This window comes from Kosakonia sp. MH5 (assembly GCF_009935945.1).
Classification (GTDB): domain Bacteria; phylum Pseudomonadota; class Gammaproteobacteria; order Enterobacterales; family Enterobacteriaceae; genus Kosakonia; species Kosakonia radicincitans.
In genome coordinates this window covers 320,224-334,914 of record NZ_QODH01000002.1, presented here as the reverse complement: position 1 = coordinate 334,914, position 14,691 = coordinate 320,224, and the positions used below count along the sequence as shown (strand labels likewise).

Genomic DNA, 14,691 nt, shown 5'->3' with positions numbered 1-14,691 from the left:
CGCTTTAAATAAGATGTTTCGAGTTTACATGCTGAAAACGATGGCTTTCTTGATTTGCCGGGGGTGTTGCGTAGATCAAAATGAAAATAAAAAAAGAAGCCACCGCAAAGATGTCTTCTTTTATATAGACTGCGATTCCTGATGGCGTCACAGATCATCAAGAAATGTTTTATCCAGCTGCTTGAAAGCACGTTTAAGAGTATCTGCCAGCGCCTGGTAATCAGGTTTGCCTTCGAACGGCGCCAGCGCCTGTCCTGCTTCCTGGAGCTTGCCCCGCACTTCGTAAAACCAGTGCAGAATGGAAGGCGGTAGCGGCGTGACGGAACGTTTACCCAGCCACCATAGCCCCTGCATTGGCAGGCTCAGGGCAAACAGCGCGGTTGCCACTGCCGGGCCAAGCTGACCGCCAAGCGCGATTTGCCAGCACAGAGTGAAGACCGCCAGCGGCGGCATAAAGCGGATAGCGTGACGCGTTGCGCGGATCACGCGATTCTCAACAAACACCGGAGCGAGGCGTTTTTCCATGGGCCAGGTCTTCGCATAGCGCTGACCTCGACGAAACAAACTGAAGAAACTAACGGGTCGATTCTCAGAAGTGGACATGGTCTTACCTCAACTTCACATATAAAAATTAAAAAATTTGTGCAAAACAACAACTACGGATGACAACGTTAAAATTTTTTGTCAATCCCACCTGGTATCAGGTATCCTGTGGCAGCCTGACCAGGGCCTATAGACGACTATTGTTAAATCGTCAAATTTAAAGCTCATTATGCCACTGTCTGAAATTTGCGCAAAATAGCTTAAAATCTTATGTATTCTTCCATCATGCCAAAAAATATATTCAGCATGATGTTAATCATAAATGTCAGCGTCAACCTGCGCTACGCTGTGCGACTCACTGACCTTTTTTAGCCACGTATCATAAATAGGTACTTCCATGTCGAGTAAGTTAGTACTGGTTCTGAACTGCGGTAGTTCCTCGCTGAAATTTGCCATCATCGATGCATCTAACGGTGACGAATACCTTTCTGGTTTAGCCGAATGTTTCCATCTCCCTGAAGCACGCATCAAGTGGAAAATCGATGGCGGTAAACAAGAAGCGGCTTTAGGTGCAGGTGCCGCTCACAGTGAAGCGCTGAACTTTATCGTTAACACTATTCTGGCACAAAAACCAGAACTGTCTGCACAGTTGACTGCTATCGGTCACCGTATCGTGCACGGTGGCGAAAAATACACCAGCTCTGTTGTGATCGATGAATCTGTTATTCAGGGCATCAAAGATGCAGCTTCTTTCGCACCGCTGCATAACCCGGCTCACCTGATCGGTATCGCTGAAGCGCTGAAATCCTTCCCGAAACTGAAGGACAAAAACGTTGCTGTCTTCGACACCGCGTTCCACACCACGATGCCGGAAGAGTCCTACCTGTACGCTCTGCCGTACAAACTGTATAAAGAGCACGGCGTACGTCGTTACGGCGCGCACGGTACCAGCCACTTCTATGTTACTCAGGAAGCTGCCAAAGTACTGAACAAACCGGTTGAAGAGCTGAACATCATCACTTGCCACCTCGGCAACGGTGGTTCTGTTTCCGCCATTCGCAACGGTAAATGTGTTGATACCTCCATGGGTCTGACCCCGCTGGAAGGTCTCGTAATGGGCACCCGTTCCGGTGATATCGATCCGGCTATCGTGTTCCATCTGCATGACACCCTGGGCATGAGTGTTGAAGCGATCAACAAAATGCTGACCAAAGAGTCCGGCCTGCTGGGTCTGACCGAAGTCACCAGCGACTGCCGTTATGTAGAAGACAACTACAAAGAGAAAGAAGACGCCAAACGTGCGATGGATGTTTACTGCCACCGCCTGGCAAAATACATCGGTTCTTACACTGCGCTGATGGATGGCCGTCTGGACGCCGTTGTCTTCACTGGTGGTATCGGTGAAAACGCCGCAATGGTACGTGAACTCTCCCTGGGCCGTCTGGGCGTACTGGGCTTTGAAGTTGACCACGAACGTAACCTGGCTGCCCGTTTCGGCAAGTCTGGCTTTATCAACAAAGAAGGCACCCGTCCTGCCGTTGTTATCCCGACCAACGAAGAACTGGTTATCGCGCAAGACGCGAGCCGCCTGACTGCCTGATTACCCACACCGCCAGCCAACGCTGGCGGTGCTGTTTTGTAACCCGTCTGCAATGACGGTAACGAAAGAGGATTAACCGTGTCCCGTATTATTATGCTGATCCCTACCGGAACCAGCGTCGGCCTGACCAGTGTCAGCCTTGGCGTTATCCGTGCTATGGAACGCAAAGGCGTTCGTCTGAGCGTCTTTAAACCGATCGCCCAGCCGCGCGCCGGCGGCGATGCTCCGGACCAGACCACCACCATCGTGCGTGCGACTTCTGGCCTGCCAGCGGCTGAACCGCTGAAAATGAGCCATGTTGAGTCGCTGCTCTCCAGCAACCAGAAAGACGTGCTGATGGAAGAGATCATCGCGCGCTACCACGAAAGCAGCAAAGATGCTGAAGTCGTGCTGGTAGAAGGTCTGGTGCCGACCCGCAAACACCAGTTTGCCGATTCGCTGAACTTTGAAATCGCGAAAACGCTGAACGCAGAAATCGTGTTTGTTATGTCTCAGGGCACTGACACTCAGGAACAGCTGAAAGAGCGTATCGAACTGACCCGCAACAGCTTCGGCGGCGCAAAAAATACCAACATCACCGGCGTTATCGTTAACAAACTGAACGCACCGGTTGACGATCAGGGCCGTACTCGCCCGGATCTGTCAGAAATTTTTGATGACTCTTCCAAAGCGAAAGTCGTGCATGTTGATGCGACAAAACTGCAGGAAACCAGCCCGCTGCCGGTACTCGGCGCGATTCCATGGAGTTTCGATCTGATTGCCACGCGTGCAATCGATATGGCGCGTCACCTGAATGCAACTATCGTCAACGAAGGCGATATCAAAACCCGCCGCGTGAAATCCGTGACTTTCTGTGCGCGCAGCATTCCGCACATGCTGGAACACTTCCGCCCGGGTTCTCTGCTGGTGACTTCCGCAGATCGTCCGGACGTGCTGGTTGCTGCCTGCCTGGCCGCAATGAACGGCGTAGAAATCGGTGCCCTGCTGCTGACTGGCGGCTACGAAATGGAAGCCAGCGTTCGCAAACTGTGTGAACGTGCATTCGCTACTGGCCTGCCGGTATTTATGGTGAACACCAACACCTGGCAGACCTCCCTGAGCCTGCAAAGCTTCAACCTGGAAGTTCCGGCTGACGATAGCGAACGTGTTGAAAATGTTCAGGAATACGTTGCCAGCTACATCAACGCACAGTGGATTGATTCCCTGACCGCGACTTCCGAGCGCAGCCGTCGTCTTTCTCCGCCAGCCTTCCGTTACCAGCTTACCGAGCTGGCGCGCAAAGCAGGCAAACGTGTTGTTCTGCCGGAAGGTGACGAGCCGCGTACAGTTAAAGCCGCAGCGATTTGTGCTGAACGCGGCATCGCGACTTGTATCCTGCTGGGTAACCCGGACGAGATCAACCGCGTTGCGGCGGCTCAGGGCGTTGAACTGGGTACTGGTATCGAAATCGTTGACCCTGAAGTGGTTCGCGAAAGCTACGTTGCTCGTCTGGTTGAGCTGCGTAAGAGCAAGGGTATGACCGAAGCCGTTGCCCGCGAACAGCTGGAAGATAACGTAGTTCTCGGCACACTGATGCTGGAACAGGATGAAGTTGATGGTCTGGTTTCCGGTGCTGTTCACACCACCGCAAACACCATTCGTCCGCCGCTGCAGTTGATCAAAACCGCGCCGGGCAGCTCTCTGGTTTCTTCCGTGTTCTTCATGCTGCTGCCGGAACAGGTTTACGTTTATGGCGACTGCGCGATCAACCCGGATCCGACCGCTGAACAACTGGCTGAAATCGCGATTCAGTCTGCTGATTCTGCTATCGCTTTCGGTATTGAGCCGCGTGTGGCAATGCTCTCCTACTCCACCGGTAACTCCGGTGCAGGCAGCGATGTAGAGAAAGTGCGTGAAGCAACCCGTCTGGCGCAGGAAAAACGTCCTGACCTGGTTATCGATGGTCCGTTGCAGTACGACGCCGCAGTAATGGCTGACGTTGCGAAATCCAAAGCGCCGAACTCTCCGGTTGCCGGTCGCGCTACCGTGTTCATCTTCCCGGATCTGAACACCGGTAACACCACCTACAAAGCGGTACAGCGTTCTGCCGACCTGATCTCCATCGGGCCGATGCTGCAGGGTATGCGCAAACCGGTTAACGACCTGTCCCGTGGCGCGCTGGTTGACGATATCGTTTACACCATCGCACTGACCGCCATTCAGGCGTCTCAGCAGCAGTAATTGTGTCGGATGGCGTTAGCGCCATTCGGCAAAAATCAAAAGGCGACCATCCGGTCGCCTTTTTTATTTACAGCAGTTCCCGCGCGGCGGACACAATATCCTGCGCCGTCAGCCCATACTCTTTTTGCAGAAAATCCTGCGTTCCCACCTGACCATAGCGCTCCTTCACGCCCACGCGCCGCATCGGCACCGGACAGCTTTCCACTAACACTTCCGCCACGGCCGAACCCAGCCCGTTATGAATGCTGTGATTCTCGCAGGTGACAATCCGCCCGGTCTTCTCGGCGTAGTTCTTCACCAGCATGCGGTCGATAGGTTTTAAGGTAAACATATCGATCACTGCCGCACTCACGCCTTCCTGCGCCAGTTGCTGCGCCGCAGCCAGCGCTTCAGCCACCATAATGCCGTTGGCAATCAGCGTAATATCCGTACCGTCACGCAGAACATTGCCTTTGCCGATGGTGAAATGTGAACCCGGTTGATAAATGGTTGGCGCCTGTTTACGAATGGTGCGCACCCAGTAGAACCCTTCCAGGTGAGCAAGTTGGTTCAGGATATCGGCGAACATCACCGCATCCGTCACCTCCAGCACCACCGAATGAGCCAGACCGCGCACAATCCCCATATCCTCAAATGACATGTGTGTCCCGCCGTTGTGGCAGGCGGTCACACCGGCATCGGAGGCGATGACTTTGACATTGTTGCGCTGATAATCGAGTGACATAAACAACTGGTCGAAACAGCGGCGGCTGGCAAACGCCGTAAAGGTATGCACAAAGGGTTTGCGCCCGGTCAACGACAGCCCCGCTGCTGTACCAATGACGTTAGCCTCCATGATGCCGCAGTTGATCACCTGCTGCGGATACTTTTTCTGCACCCCATCCATTGCCATCGAACTCATCAGATCGGCTTCCAGCGCGATAATATCGCTGCCCGCCGCAATCTGATCGCTGATAAAACCGGCATAAACTTTGCGCATCTCGATGCTGTCTTTGCCGCCGACTTCAGCCACCTTAATCATGCGCCGCCTCCAGTTGTTCGATGGTTTCGTTAAGCGCCTGTTTCATCTCTTCGGTCAGGCGTAAATGGTGCGAGTTGCTCAGCTTTTCGAGATACGGCACCCCCTGCCCTTTAATGCTGTCGAGGATCACCAGCCGTGGCCGGGCATCGGCAGCCGGAACCGGCTTCACCACTTCCAGAAGTGCAGCGATGTCATCGCCCTTCACCGTACAGACATCGAAACCGAAGGCGCGGAATTTCCCCTCCAGATCGAAAGCGCAAATAATCTCATCCAGCTCGCCGTCCAGTTGCTGCTTATTCCAGTCCACAAACACCGTCAGGTTGTTGAGCTTGTGATGCGCAATAAATTGGAACGCTTCCCAGCACTGCCCTTCATTCAACTCGCCATCACCAACGATGCAAAACACACGGTTAGGCCTGCCCGCCAGTTTATGTCCCAGCGCCATCCCTCCGGCAATAGAAATGCCCTGGCCAAGCGATCCGGTGGTCGCATCCACGCCGCGGGTTTTTAAGCGATCCGGATGACTCGGCAGACGGGTGCCGTTCTCATTGAGCGTTTGCAGCATCTCCTGCGGGAAATAACCTTTCAGCGCCAGCGTGCTGTAGAGCGCCGGGCCTGCGTGGCCTTTCGAGAGCACAAAGTAGTCGCGCTCCGGCCAGTCCGGATCGGCAGGATCAATTCGCATAACGTCGCCATACAGTACGGCAAGCGTTTCCACCACCGACATGCTGCCGCCATAGTGTCCAAAGCCCAGGTGCGTCAATGCTTTCAGGGTTGCTATGCGAATATCCCGCGCAAACTGTTTCACTTCTGCAATCGTGCTCATGACTTCGCTCCACTCTTTTCTTCTGTGTCATTGGCAGCAGGTTTGCCCTTCGACATCAGATTCCAGATGACCAATGCGACGAACAGCGCCACCACCAGCCCGGTAATTGCCAGCGGCGACAGGTAACGCGCCAGATTGCCCAGCACAATGCCGATAAAGCCAAAGTCCGCGTCCGAGAAGGTGGTATTGGCAAAGCCCAGTGCGCCGAGCACTGGCAACAGCAAGACGGGCAGGAAAGTGATGAGTAATCCGTTGGCGAACGCGCCGATCATCGCACCGCGTCGTCCGCCGGTAGCGTTACCAAAAACACCCGCCGTCGCACCGGTAAAGAAGTGTGGCACCACGCCTGGCAGGATCAGCACCAGTTTCATCTGCCCGAGCAGGAATAGCCCCACCAGCCCGCCGAGGAAACTGAACAGGAAGCCGACCAGCACCGCATTTGGCGCATAGGGATAAACCACCGGGCAATCCAGCGCCGGTCTGGCATTAGGCACCAGTTTTTCGGAAAAGCCGGTAAAGGCAGGAACAATTTCCGCCAGAATCAGGCGTACGCCTTGCAGGATAATGAATACGCCGGCAGCAAAAGTGATGGCCTGAATAATCGCGTAGACGAGGAAGTTCTGCCCGGCGCTGAGTTGGCTCTCAACGTACTCACGCCCGGCGCAAACAGCTAAGATCATGTAAATAATGATCATCGTCAGCGAAATGGAGATCGAACTGTCACGCAGGAAGCTCAGGTTTTTCGGCAGGTTCATCTCTTCTGTTGAGCGTGAACCCTTACCGCATTTACTGCCGATCCAGCCTGACAACACGTAGCCAAGCGTACCGAAATGGCCGAACGCGATGTCATCGTTGCCGGTGATCCGTTTCATATAACGCTGCGCAATCGCCGGGAAGAACGCCATCACCAGGCCGAGGATCAGCGAACCGGTAAACACCAGCCCAACGCCTTCAAAACCAGCGACAGTGAGGATCACCCCAATCATGCAGGCCATATAAAAGGTGTGATGACCGGTCAGAAAAATGTATTTCAGACGCGTAAAGCGCGCGACAATAATATTCGCCACCATGCCGAATGCCATGATCAGCGCCGTTGATGCACCATATTTCTCCAGCGCAATTGAAACAATCGCCTCGTTATTTGGAATGATCCCCTGAATATTAAAAGCATGTTCAAACATGCCACCCAGCGGATTTAACGAGCCGACCAATACTGTCGCACCGCCGCCCAATACGATAAAACCGAGAATCGTTTTGACTGTCCCTTTCACGACATCGGAAAAGGATTTTTTCTGCGCCACCAGGCCAATCAGCGCAATTAAACCCACCAGTACAGAAGGGACTTTCAATATATCAACAACAAAGTTTAGCGTTTCAAGGATAAACATATCCACCTCGCTTTATGCATGCCGCACCATTGTGCAGCGCATCCGGTTGATGTTAACGGTTGGCGAAGAAAGCGCTGATTTTCGCTTCCAGTTCATTGATATCAATGATGTTGCTGAGAACAACTAACTGGTTTTCCGGCACGCTGGCGCTGGCGGCAATATCTTTTGCCATGACAAACACATCGGCGGCACCTGGCGTGGCGGAAGAGAGGTCGGAATGCTCGACCTCAGCTTCGATATTCAATTTTTTGAGGACTTTCTTAATATTCATTTCGACCATAAAACTACTGCCCAGGCCGGATCCGCAAATTGCCATTATTTTCATTGTATTTACCTTTTTTGAGTAGAGTACGACCTCATCGCCCATAGCAGGCAATGTGTAATCACTGGTGACAAAATAAAAAATCAGAAACGCTGAATAATGTTTTTAATTTCCTCCAGGCTGTTTGCACGATGTAATTGCGCCATATCTTCATCGCTGGAAAATAGTTCCGCCAGCGCGGCAATCATTTCAATATGGCTGTGTTTATCCGGCGCGGCCAACATAATAATGGTATCAACCGGATCCGCATCCTCTGCGCCAAAATCAACTCCGCGAGACAATTTTAACAACGATAATCCTAACCCTTTTGCCCCCTCTTCCGGCCTGGCATGTGGCATTGCCAGCCCCGGCGCCAGCACATAGTACGGCCCCAGTTTCTGGTGCTGGGCGACAATGGCTGTCACATAATCCGGCGCAATCGTGCCGGATGCGAGGAGCGGTCTGGCACAAATTTCCAGCGCCTGCGGCCAATTCTCTACGCCATCAAGCACCTGAATCGTCTTGTCGTTAAGCCATTGGTCTAACACTTCACACTCCTTATCAGGGATAAGATGGGCAAACTTTATGCAAGTCAGCGGCGCTTATCCGTGATGATAGTCGCAAAGATAGCGCTACCAACAGGAATGATCGAAAAATGTGATAGCGCTATCAGATATGAAAACGCAGGGGAATTCGCAGAAAAAGCAGGGCTTTCCGGCGTATACTGCCTTGAGATGACTCATAACTCAGTACCTGAGATATCAGGGCTGTCAGGAAACGGAATGGCAATTACCCGAAAACGTCGGAGCACAGGAAAAGTCACCCTTGCCGATGTCGCGCAGCTCGCTGGCGTTGGCACCATGACCGTCTCGCGGGCGTTACGTACCCCGGAACAGGTTTCAGATAAATTGCGTGAGAAGATAGAGGCTGCCGTGCAGGAGTTGGGGTATATGCCCAATCTGGCGGCCAGCGCGCTGGCTTCGGCGTCATCCTGGACTATCGCGATGGTGGTGCCGAGCCTTGCCGAATCCGGCTGCTCGGAGATGTTCGCCGGTTTGCAGCAGGTGTTGCAGCCTGCCGGTTACCAGATCATGCTCGCCGAGTCGCAGCACCGGCTGGAGCAGGAAGAAAAATTACTGGAAACGCTGCTTGCGTCCAATCTGGCCGCCGCCATTCTGCTCAGCGTCGAACATAGCGATATGGTACGCCACTGGCTGAAAAACGCCTCCATTCCGGTGATGGAAATTGGCGCGGTGCGTGCCGATCCGATTGATATGAATATCGGGATCGATAACGTTGCTGCGATGTTCGAGCTGACACAAATGCTGGTGCAGCGCGGCTACCAGAATATCGGCCTGCTGTGCGCCAACCAGGAGCAGTGGATTTTCCAGCAGCATTTACAGGGCTGGTACAAAGCAATGCTGCGTCACCATATGTCGCCGAACCGGGTGATTAACGCCGCCGCGCCGCCGGTTTTCTCCACGGGTGCGGCACAACTGCCGGAGTTTTTGCTGGCGTGGCCGGAACTGGATGCGCTGGTGTGTGTCTCGGATGAACTGGCCTGTGGCGCGCTGTATGAATGCCAGAGACGACGTATTAAGGTACCGGATGATTTAGCGATAGTCGGCTTTGGCGACAGCGACGTCAGCCGGGTATGCCAGCCGCCGTTGACCACCATTTCCGTACCGCACCGCAAGATTGGTATTGAAGCAGGACGCGCGCTGCTGGCGCGCCTGAATGATGAAACCTGGGAGAACAAAACGCCGATAGCACCGACGTTTTGCCTGCGGGATAGCTGCTAGTCGGCTTCCGGGGCTTTTTCCGCATCATTGCTGGCATTACGGCTCATCCACAACGCAAGCGCTTTCAGGGAATCAGGGGTGAATTCATCACAGCGGGCGGTAATCTCTTCCGGCGTCATCCAGAAGACCTCGCTCACCTCTTCTTCCTGCAAAGCGAAAGGCCCGTGGGAAACGCAGCTGAACAAACCGCCCCAGACGCGGCAATGTTCATCTTCAAAGTAGAACTGGCCATGTTCGGCGAAGGGAACACCGGCAATCCCCAGTTCTTCTTCGGCTTCACGGCGTGCGGAATCCAGCAAAATTTCACCGGCCTGTACCACGCCACCGGCGGTGGCATCCAGCATACCAGGCATAAAATCTTTGATTTCGGTACGGCGCTGCACCAGAATTTTGCCCATCCCATCATGCACCACAATGTAGGTTGCGCGATGACGCAAACACTGCGCCCGCATCTGTTGCCGGCTTGATTGCGCGATCACCTCATTGTCTTCGTTGACAATGTCCACCCACTCCATGCCTGCAAAATGACTCTGTTCCACCATCGGGAAATCTTCTCTTTGTGGCGCTCTTTTGGCGCGTTTCGGTTGAAAGGTAAATTACGGATTAATCGCGACCTGCGCAATAACCCGCTGATCATTAAGTGCGATAACGCGCAACACATCCTCTTCCAGCATGCCGTAACTGGCGGCAAACCCACCTTTGGGAATACTCACCGAGCCGGGGTTGAAGTGGAAAATGTCGCCCCGCTGCTCCGCTACCGGAATGTGCGTATGGCCATAAACCAGCACATCGCCTGCCGCCAGCGGCGGTACATCATCCGGGCCAAACAGATGTCCGTGCGTCAGAAACAGGCGGCGTTTTGCCAACAGCACTTGCTGCCAGGGCGCGGTAATCGGGAAATGCAGCAACATTTGATCCACTTCGCTGTCACAGTTGCCGCGCACGGCAATGATGCGGTTGGCCTGCTCGTTCAGCCGCTCCGCCACCTGCGCCGGTGCATAACCCTGCGGCAGCGCGTTGCGCGGCCCGTGATTCAGCACATCGCCGAGGATCACCAACCAGCGCGCATCGCTTTGGGCAAACAGTTCCAGTACGCGCTCCGTCGCGGGCAACGACCCATGAATGTCCGATGCAAACATCAGTTTCATCATTACACCTCATGTGGAAGAAAACAGCCCATGATAACGGAAGTCAGCGGGCTTATCAGCCTGCACGCTTAGCGGAAAGTGCAACATAGCGCTGAACGGACGAGCGCTGCCACTGGAACGCAGCATACTCCGCCAGCCGCTCCGGCACCGTATCGCCATTCATCACCAATCGGTTGAGCATCAATGCCAGATCGATATCCGCAATACACCACTCGCCAAACAGATTCGGCTTACCGTGCGCCAGCAAATCACCGGCGATAGCAAACAGTTTTTCCGCACTCTCCTGCCCGGCAGCGCTGAGCGGCGCTTTTTTCTCGCCAGCAAAAACGACCTCTGTCGGGCGCTCTTCGCGGATGGGCATTAAATCGCTGCGCAGCCAGGCCTGGATTTGCCGGGCGCGGGCGCGTTTTTGCAAATCGTGTGGGTAGATACGCTCCCATTCCGGCGGCGCGAAACGCTCTTCGAGATATTCCGCTATCGCCGTCGATTCGCTGAGTTCGAAACCCTCAATCGCCAGAACAGGCACGCGATACGTCAGATGGTAACCCGGCCAGCCAGGCATATGCTGAGCGCCGCTGGACAGATCGACGGTTTTAAGCGAGAAAGGCAAACCTTTTTCATGCAGCGCGACATAGGCCGACAGGACATACGGGGAGAAATAATTAGCATCGGACCATAACGTGATAGCCGGTTCGTTCATAACATCCTCGTTTAACGGTGAGTTTTTCCTTCAAAATATAACGTCCTGACCAGGCTGTCACTTAATGAAAACTCAGCAGCCAGAGGGAACACCTATACTCTGAGAGTAACGATTATTCTTATATCTGGAGTATTGATGATAGACCTCTATTTCGCGCCCACACCAAACGGTCATAAAGTAACGCTATTTCTGGAAGAGAGCGGGCTGGAATACCGCCTGATCCGCGTTGATATCAGCAAAGGCGACCAGTTTCGTCCGGATTTTCTGATTATCTCTCCGAACAATAAAATCCCGGCCATTGTCGATCACCTGCCCGCCGATGGCGGCGCGCCGCTGAGTCTCTTTGAATCGGGTGCGATTCTGCTCTATCTGGCGGAAAAAACGGGAAAATTGCTCAGCGGCGAATTGCGTGAACGCCATGTCACGTTGCAGTGGCTTTTCTGGCAGGTTGCCGGTTTGGGGCCGATGCTCGGGCAAAATCATCACTTTAACCACTTTGCGCCACAGCCAGTGCCATATGCTATTGAACGCTATCAGGTCGAAACCCAGCGTCTGTATCAGGTATTGAATAAGCGTCTGGAACGGGTGCCGTGGCTGGCAGGTGAGCATTACAGCATTGCGGATATCGCCGCCTGGCCGTGGATCCATGCCCACCAGCGTCAGCGCGTGAACCTTGAGGATTATCCCGCGGTATTTAACTGGTATGAGCGCATCCGTACCCGTCCGGCCACCGAGCGGGCTTTGCAAAAAGCACAGCAGGTATAAAAGCCGGATAACCTATTCTGATAATTAAAAAATCCGTGAAATGTGTTCGGTATCGCACGCGGATTTGAGCCGCTCACTTATGCTGAAATGGAACATCACCAAAGGAGGGAAACATGAAGATACTGATTACCGGCGGGACTGGCCTGATTGGTCGTCATCTCATCCCTCGGCTGCTGGAGCTTGGGCATGCCGTTACCGTTGTGACGCGCAGCCCGGCCAAAGCGCAACAGCTACTTGATGCCCGCGTGACGCTGTGGAAAGGGCTAAACGATCACACTCACCTCAATGAGTTTGATGCGGTGATCAACCTGGCAGGCGAGCCGATTGCCGATAAACGCTGGAGCGAAGAGCAGAAGCAGCGTCTGTGCAACAGCCGCTGGCAGATAACGCAACAGCTGGCGGATTTAATTAAGGCCAGTGACACGCCGCCGCGCGTGCTGATTTCCGGATCGGCGGCGGGCTACTACGGCGATCTCGGTGAAGTAGTAGTCACCGAAGAGGAGCCGCCGCACAACGAGTTCACGCATAAACTTTGCGCCCGCTGGGAGCAAATTGCCTGCGAAGCGCAAAGCGATCGCACCCGTGTTTGTCTGCTGCGTACTGGCGTGGTGTTCGCGCCGCAGGGCGGGATCCTCGGCAAGCTGCTGCCGCTGTTCCGTCTCGGACTCGGCGGCCCAATTGGCAATGGCCGTCAGTATCTGGCGTGGATCCATATCGACGATATGCTGAACGGCATTCTCTGGCTGCTGGATAACGATCTGCGCGGGCCGTTCAATATGGTTTCGCCCTACCCGGTGCGTAACGAGCAGTTTGCTCACACGCTCGGCCATGTGCTGCACCGCCCGACCATTATGCGCGCGCCCGCTTTCGCCGTGCGCCTGATGATGGGCGAATCCTCTGTTCTGGTGCTTGGCGGCCAGCGCGCATTGCCGAAACGCCTCGAAGCCGCTGGTTTCGCTTTCCGCTGGTACGATCTGGAAGAGGCGCTGGAGGATGTGGTTACCTCTTAATTTTCGTGGCTCCGCCAGCGCGTTTGCAGTGGTAAGCTAAGACGCTTTACCACCGTAAGGGCGCTGGCATGACGTTGTACACTTCCCGCTTGACTCTCTCCCCGTTTGAACCCTCCGACTGGCCATTTTTCCTGCATCTGCGCAGGAATGGCAGCGTGATGCGCTATATGGGCGAGATCGCCTCTGAAGAACAGATTCGCACCCTGTTCGACGATCGTCTTGCCGATCGCCACGCCTTTATTATTCGCAACGCCCAGCATACTTCGGTGGGCGATATCGGTCTGCGTATCAGCCAGCACAATCCACAGGAAGCCGATGTCGGCTACTCGATTGCGCCCGCCGCGCAGGGGCAAGGCGTTGCATCAGAAGCGCTACAGGCGCTGTGCGAATACGCGTTTGATAGCGAAGTGCAGGCACTGAACGCCTGGGTGCTGGCAGAGAATCAGGGGTCGGTGAGGGTGCTGGAAAAAAGTGGTTTTCAACGTGTACAGGTGCTGGAAAAAGCCTACCTGCTGCGCGGCGAATATCATGACGACTGGATTTACCGGCGGGAAAAAGCATAGATTGAGGCCGCCTGTACGGCGGCCTTATATCACTTCAGCGAACCTTTGAGGAACTGCTGCAAACGCGTGCTTTTCGGGTTGCCGAACAACTCATCCGGCGCGCCCTCTTCTTCAATCTTGCCCTGGTGCAGGAAAATAACGTGGGTGGAAACATGGCGGGCAAAGCCCATTTCATGCGTTACCACCACCATGGTTTTCCCCTCTTCCGCCAGTTGCTGCATAATGCGCAGCACTTCGCCCACCAGTTCAGGATCGAGCGCCGAAGTCGGTTCATCAAACAGCAATACTTCCGGCTCCATCGCCAGCGCGCGGGCAATGGAAACACGCTGCTGCTGACCGCCGGACAAATGCACCGGGTACTTTTGCTGCTGCATCTCATCAATGCCGACTTTCGCCAGATATTTCACCGCGCGTTCGCGGGCTTCCTGCTTGCTCAAGCCCAGCACCTGAATCGGCGCTTCCATGACGTTCTCCAGCACCGTCATATGGCTCCACAAGTTGAAATGCTGAAACACCATCGTCAGACGCGTACGCAGCAGACGCAACTGGTGTTTATCCGCAACGCGCAACTGGCCATCTTTATCGCGGACCAGATTGATATTCTGGCCGTTAACCACGATGGTGCCTTCGCTCGGTTTTTCGAGGAAGTTAATACAGCGCAAAAAGGTACTTTTACCGGAGCCGGAGGAACCGATGATACTAATCACATCGCCCGCGTTGGCCTGCAACGAGACGCCCTTCAGCACTTCATGTTCGCCGTAGCGTTTGTGCAGATCGATAACGTTTAATTTATTCTCAGACATC

At 54.3% G+C, this 14,691-nt stretch carries 16 protein-coding genes; 6 read left to right on the top strand and 10 right to left on the bottom strand.

Annotated elements, in window-relative coordinates; translation table 11 throughout:
* Nucleotides 1-147 precede the first annotated feature (147 nt).
* A complete protein-coding gene (gene yfbV, locus DK872_RS07990; RefSeq protein ID WP_035889798.1) occupies nucleotides 148-603 on the bottom strand; it encodes a terminus macrodomain insulation protein YfbV in 456 nt (151 codons plus the stop codon).
* A gap of 337 nt (nucleotides 604-940) precedes the next feature.
* Between yfbV and ackA the strand changes: the two genes are divergently transcribed.
* Together ackA and pta are read left to right on the top strand one after the other, a co-directional pair.
* On the top strand, nucleotides 941-2,143 hold the full coding sequence (gene ackA / locus DK872_RS07985; protein WP_007371077.1) for an acetate kinase: 1,203 nt from the start codon (nucleotides 941-943) through the stop codon (nucleotides 2,141-2,143).
* A 78-nt stretch (nucleotides 2,144-2,221) separates the two neighbouring features.
* A complete protein-coding gene (pta, locus tag DK872_RS07980) occupies nucleotides 2,222-4,363 on the top strand; it encodes a phosphate acetyltransferase (RefSeq protein ID WP_007371076.1) in 2,142 nt (713 codons plus the stop codon).
* Between the two features lie 67 nt (nucleotides 4,364-4,430).
* On the opposite strand, the gene DK872_RS07975 is transcribed toward pta, so the two are convergent.
* From DK872_RS07975 to DK872_RS07955, 5 genes are all read right to left on the bottom strand, one after another.
* Entirely contained in the window at nucleotides 4,431-5,384 is a 954-nt protein-coding gene (locus DK872_RS07975) for a transketolase family protein (protein ID WP_007371075.1), read from the bottom strand.
* Nucleotides 5,377-6,210: a transketolase gene (locus tag DK872_RS07970; protein WP_007371074.1), complete on the bottom strand. Its 834-nt coding sequence runs from the start codon at nucleotides 6,208-6,210 to the stop codon at nucleotides 5,377-5,379. The genes DK872_RS07975 and DK872_RS07970 overlap by 8 nt, the downstream gene beginning before the upstream one ends.
* A complete protein-coding gene (locus DK872_RS07965; protein WP_007371073.1) occupies nucleotides 6,207-7,598 on the bottom strand; it encodes a PTS ascorbate transporter subunit IIC in 1,392 nt (463 codons plus the stop codon). The genes DK872_RS07970 and DK872_RS07965 overlap by 4 nt, the downstream gene beginning before the upstream one ends.
* 52 nt (nucleotides 7,599-7,650) lie before the next feature.
* Nucleotides 7,651-7,923 carry a PTS sugar transporter subunit IIB gene (locus DK872_RS07960; RefSeq protein WP_007371072.1) on the bottom strand — a complete coding sequence of 91 codons (273 nt, stop codon included), beginning with the start codon at nucleotides 7,921-7,923 and terminating at the stop codon, nucleotides 7,651-7,653.
* 80 nt (nucleotides 7,924-8,003) lie between these two features.
* The gene (locus DK872_RS07955) at nucleotides 8,004-8,447 is read right to left on the bottom strand and encodes a PTS sugar transporter subunit IIA (protein WP_007371071.1); all 444 of its coding nucleotides are present in this window, start codon (nucleotides 8,445-8,447) and stop codon (nucleotides 8,004-8,006) included.
* A gap of 234 nt (nucleotides 8,448-8,681) precedes the next feature.
* Here DK872_RS07955 and DK872_RS07950 point away from each other — a divergent pair, with 234 nt between their 5' ends.
* The gene (locus tag DK872_RS07950) at nucleotides 8,682-9,701 is read left to right on the top strand and encodes a LacI family DNA-binding transcriptional regulator (protein WP_007371070.1); all 1,020 of its coding nucleotides are present in this window, start codon (nucleotides 8,682-8,684) and stop codon (nucleotides 9,699-9,701) included.
* On the opposite strand, the gene yfcD is transcribed toward DK872_RS07950, so the two are convergent.
* From yfcD to yfcF, 3 genes are read right to left on the bottom strand one after another with little or no spacing between them, the layout of a single operon-like run.
* Nucleotides 9,698-10,243 (bottom strand): NUDIX hydrolase YfcD, encoded by a 546-nt coding sequence (gene yfcD, locus DK872_RS07945; protein ID WP_007371069.1) that lies wholly within the window; start codon nucleotides 10,241-10,243, stop codon nucleotides 9,698-9,700. The genes DK872_RS07950 and yfcD overlap by 4 nt on opposite strands.
* A 54-nt stretch (nucleotides 10,244-10,297) precedes the next feature.
* Nucleotides 10,298-10,849 carry a phosphodiesterase gene (yfcE, locus tag DK872_RS07940; RefSeq protein WP_007371068.1) on the bottom strand — a complete coding sequence of 184 codons (552 nt, stop codon included), beginning with the start codon at nucleotides 10,847-10,849 and terminating at the stop codon, nucleotides 10,298-10,300.
* Nucleotides 10,850-10,904: 55 nt separating this feature from the next.
* Complete coding sequence (gene yfcF / locus DK872_RS07935; RefSeq protein WP_007371067.1) at nucleotides 10,905-11,549, bottom strand: glutathione transferase; 645 nt, start codon at nucleotides 11,547-11,549, stop codon at nucleotides 10,905-10,907.
* Nucleotides 11,550-11,684: 135 nt separating this feature from the next.
* Between yfcF and yfcG the strand changes: the two genes are divergently transcribed.
* The 3 genes from yfcG (at nucleotide 11,685) to DK872_RS07920 (ending at nucleotide 13,887) form a co-directional block, all read left to right on the top strand.
* Nucleotides 11,685-12,314: a GSH-dependent disulfide bond oxidoreductase gene (yfcG, locus tag DK872_RS07930; protein WP_035889796.1), complete on the top strand. Its 630-nt coding sequence runs from the start codon at nucleotides 11,685-11,687 to the stop codon at nucleotides 12,312-12,314.
* Nucleotides 12,315-12,427: 113 nt separating this feature from the next.
* Complete coding sequence (locus DK872_RS07925) at nucleotides 12,428-13,324, top strand: TIGR01777 family oxidoreductase (protein ID WP_007371065.1); 897 nt, start codon at nucleotides 12,428-12,430, stop codon at nucleotides 13,322-13,324.
* A 68-nt stretch (nucleotides 13,325-13,392) separates the two neighbouring features.
* The gene (locus tag DK872_RS07920) at nucleotides 13,393-13,887 is read left to right on the top strand and encodes a GNAT family N-acetyltransferase (protein WP_007371064.1); all 495 of its coding nucleotides are present in this window, start codon (nucleotides 13,393-13,395) and stop codon (nucleotides 13,885-13,887) included.
* A gap of 29 nt (nucleotides 13,888-13,916) precedes the next feature.
* On the opposite strand, the gene hisP is transcribed toward DK872_RS07920, so the two are convergent.
* Nucleotides 13,917-14,690 (bottom strand): histidine ABC transporter ATP-binding protein HisP, encoded by a 774-nt coding sequence (hisP, locus tag DK872_RS07915; RefSeq protein ID WP_007371063.1) that lies wholly within the window; start codon nucleotides 14,688-14,690, stop codon nucleotides 13,917-13,919.
* Nucleotide 14,691: the final 1 nt, after the last annotated feature.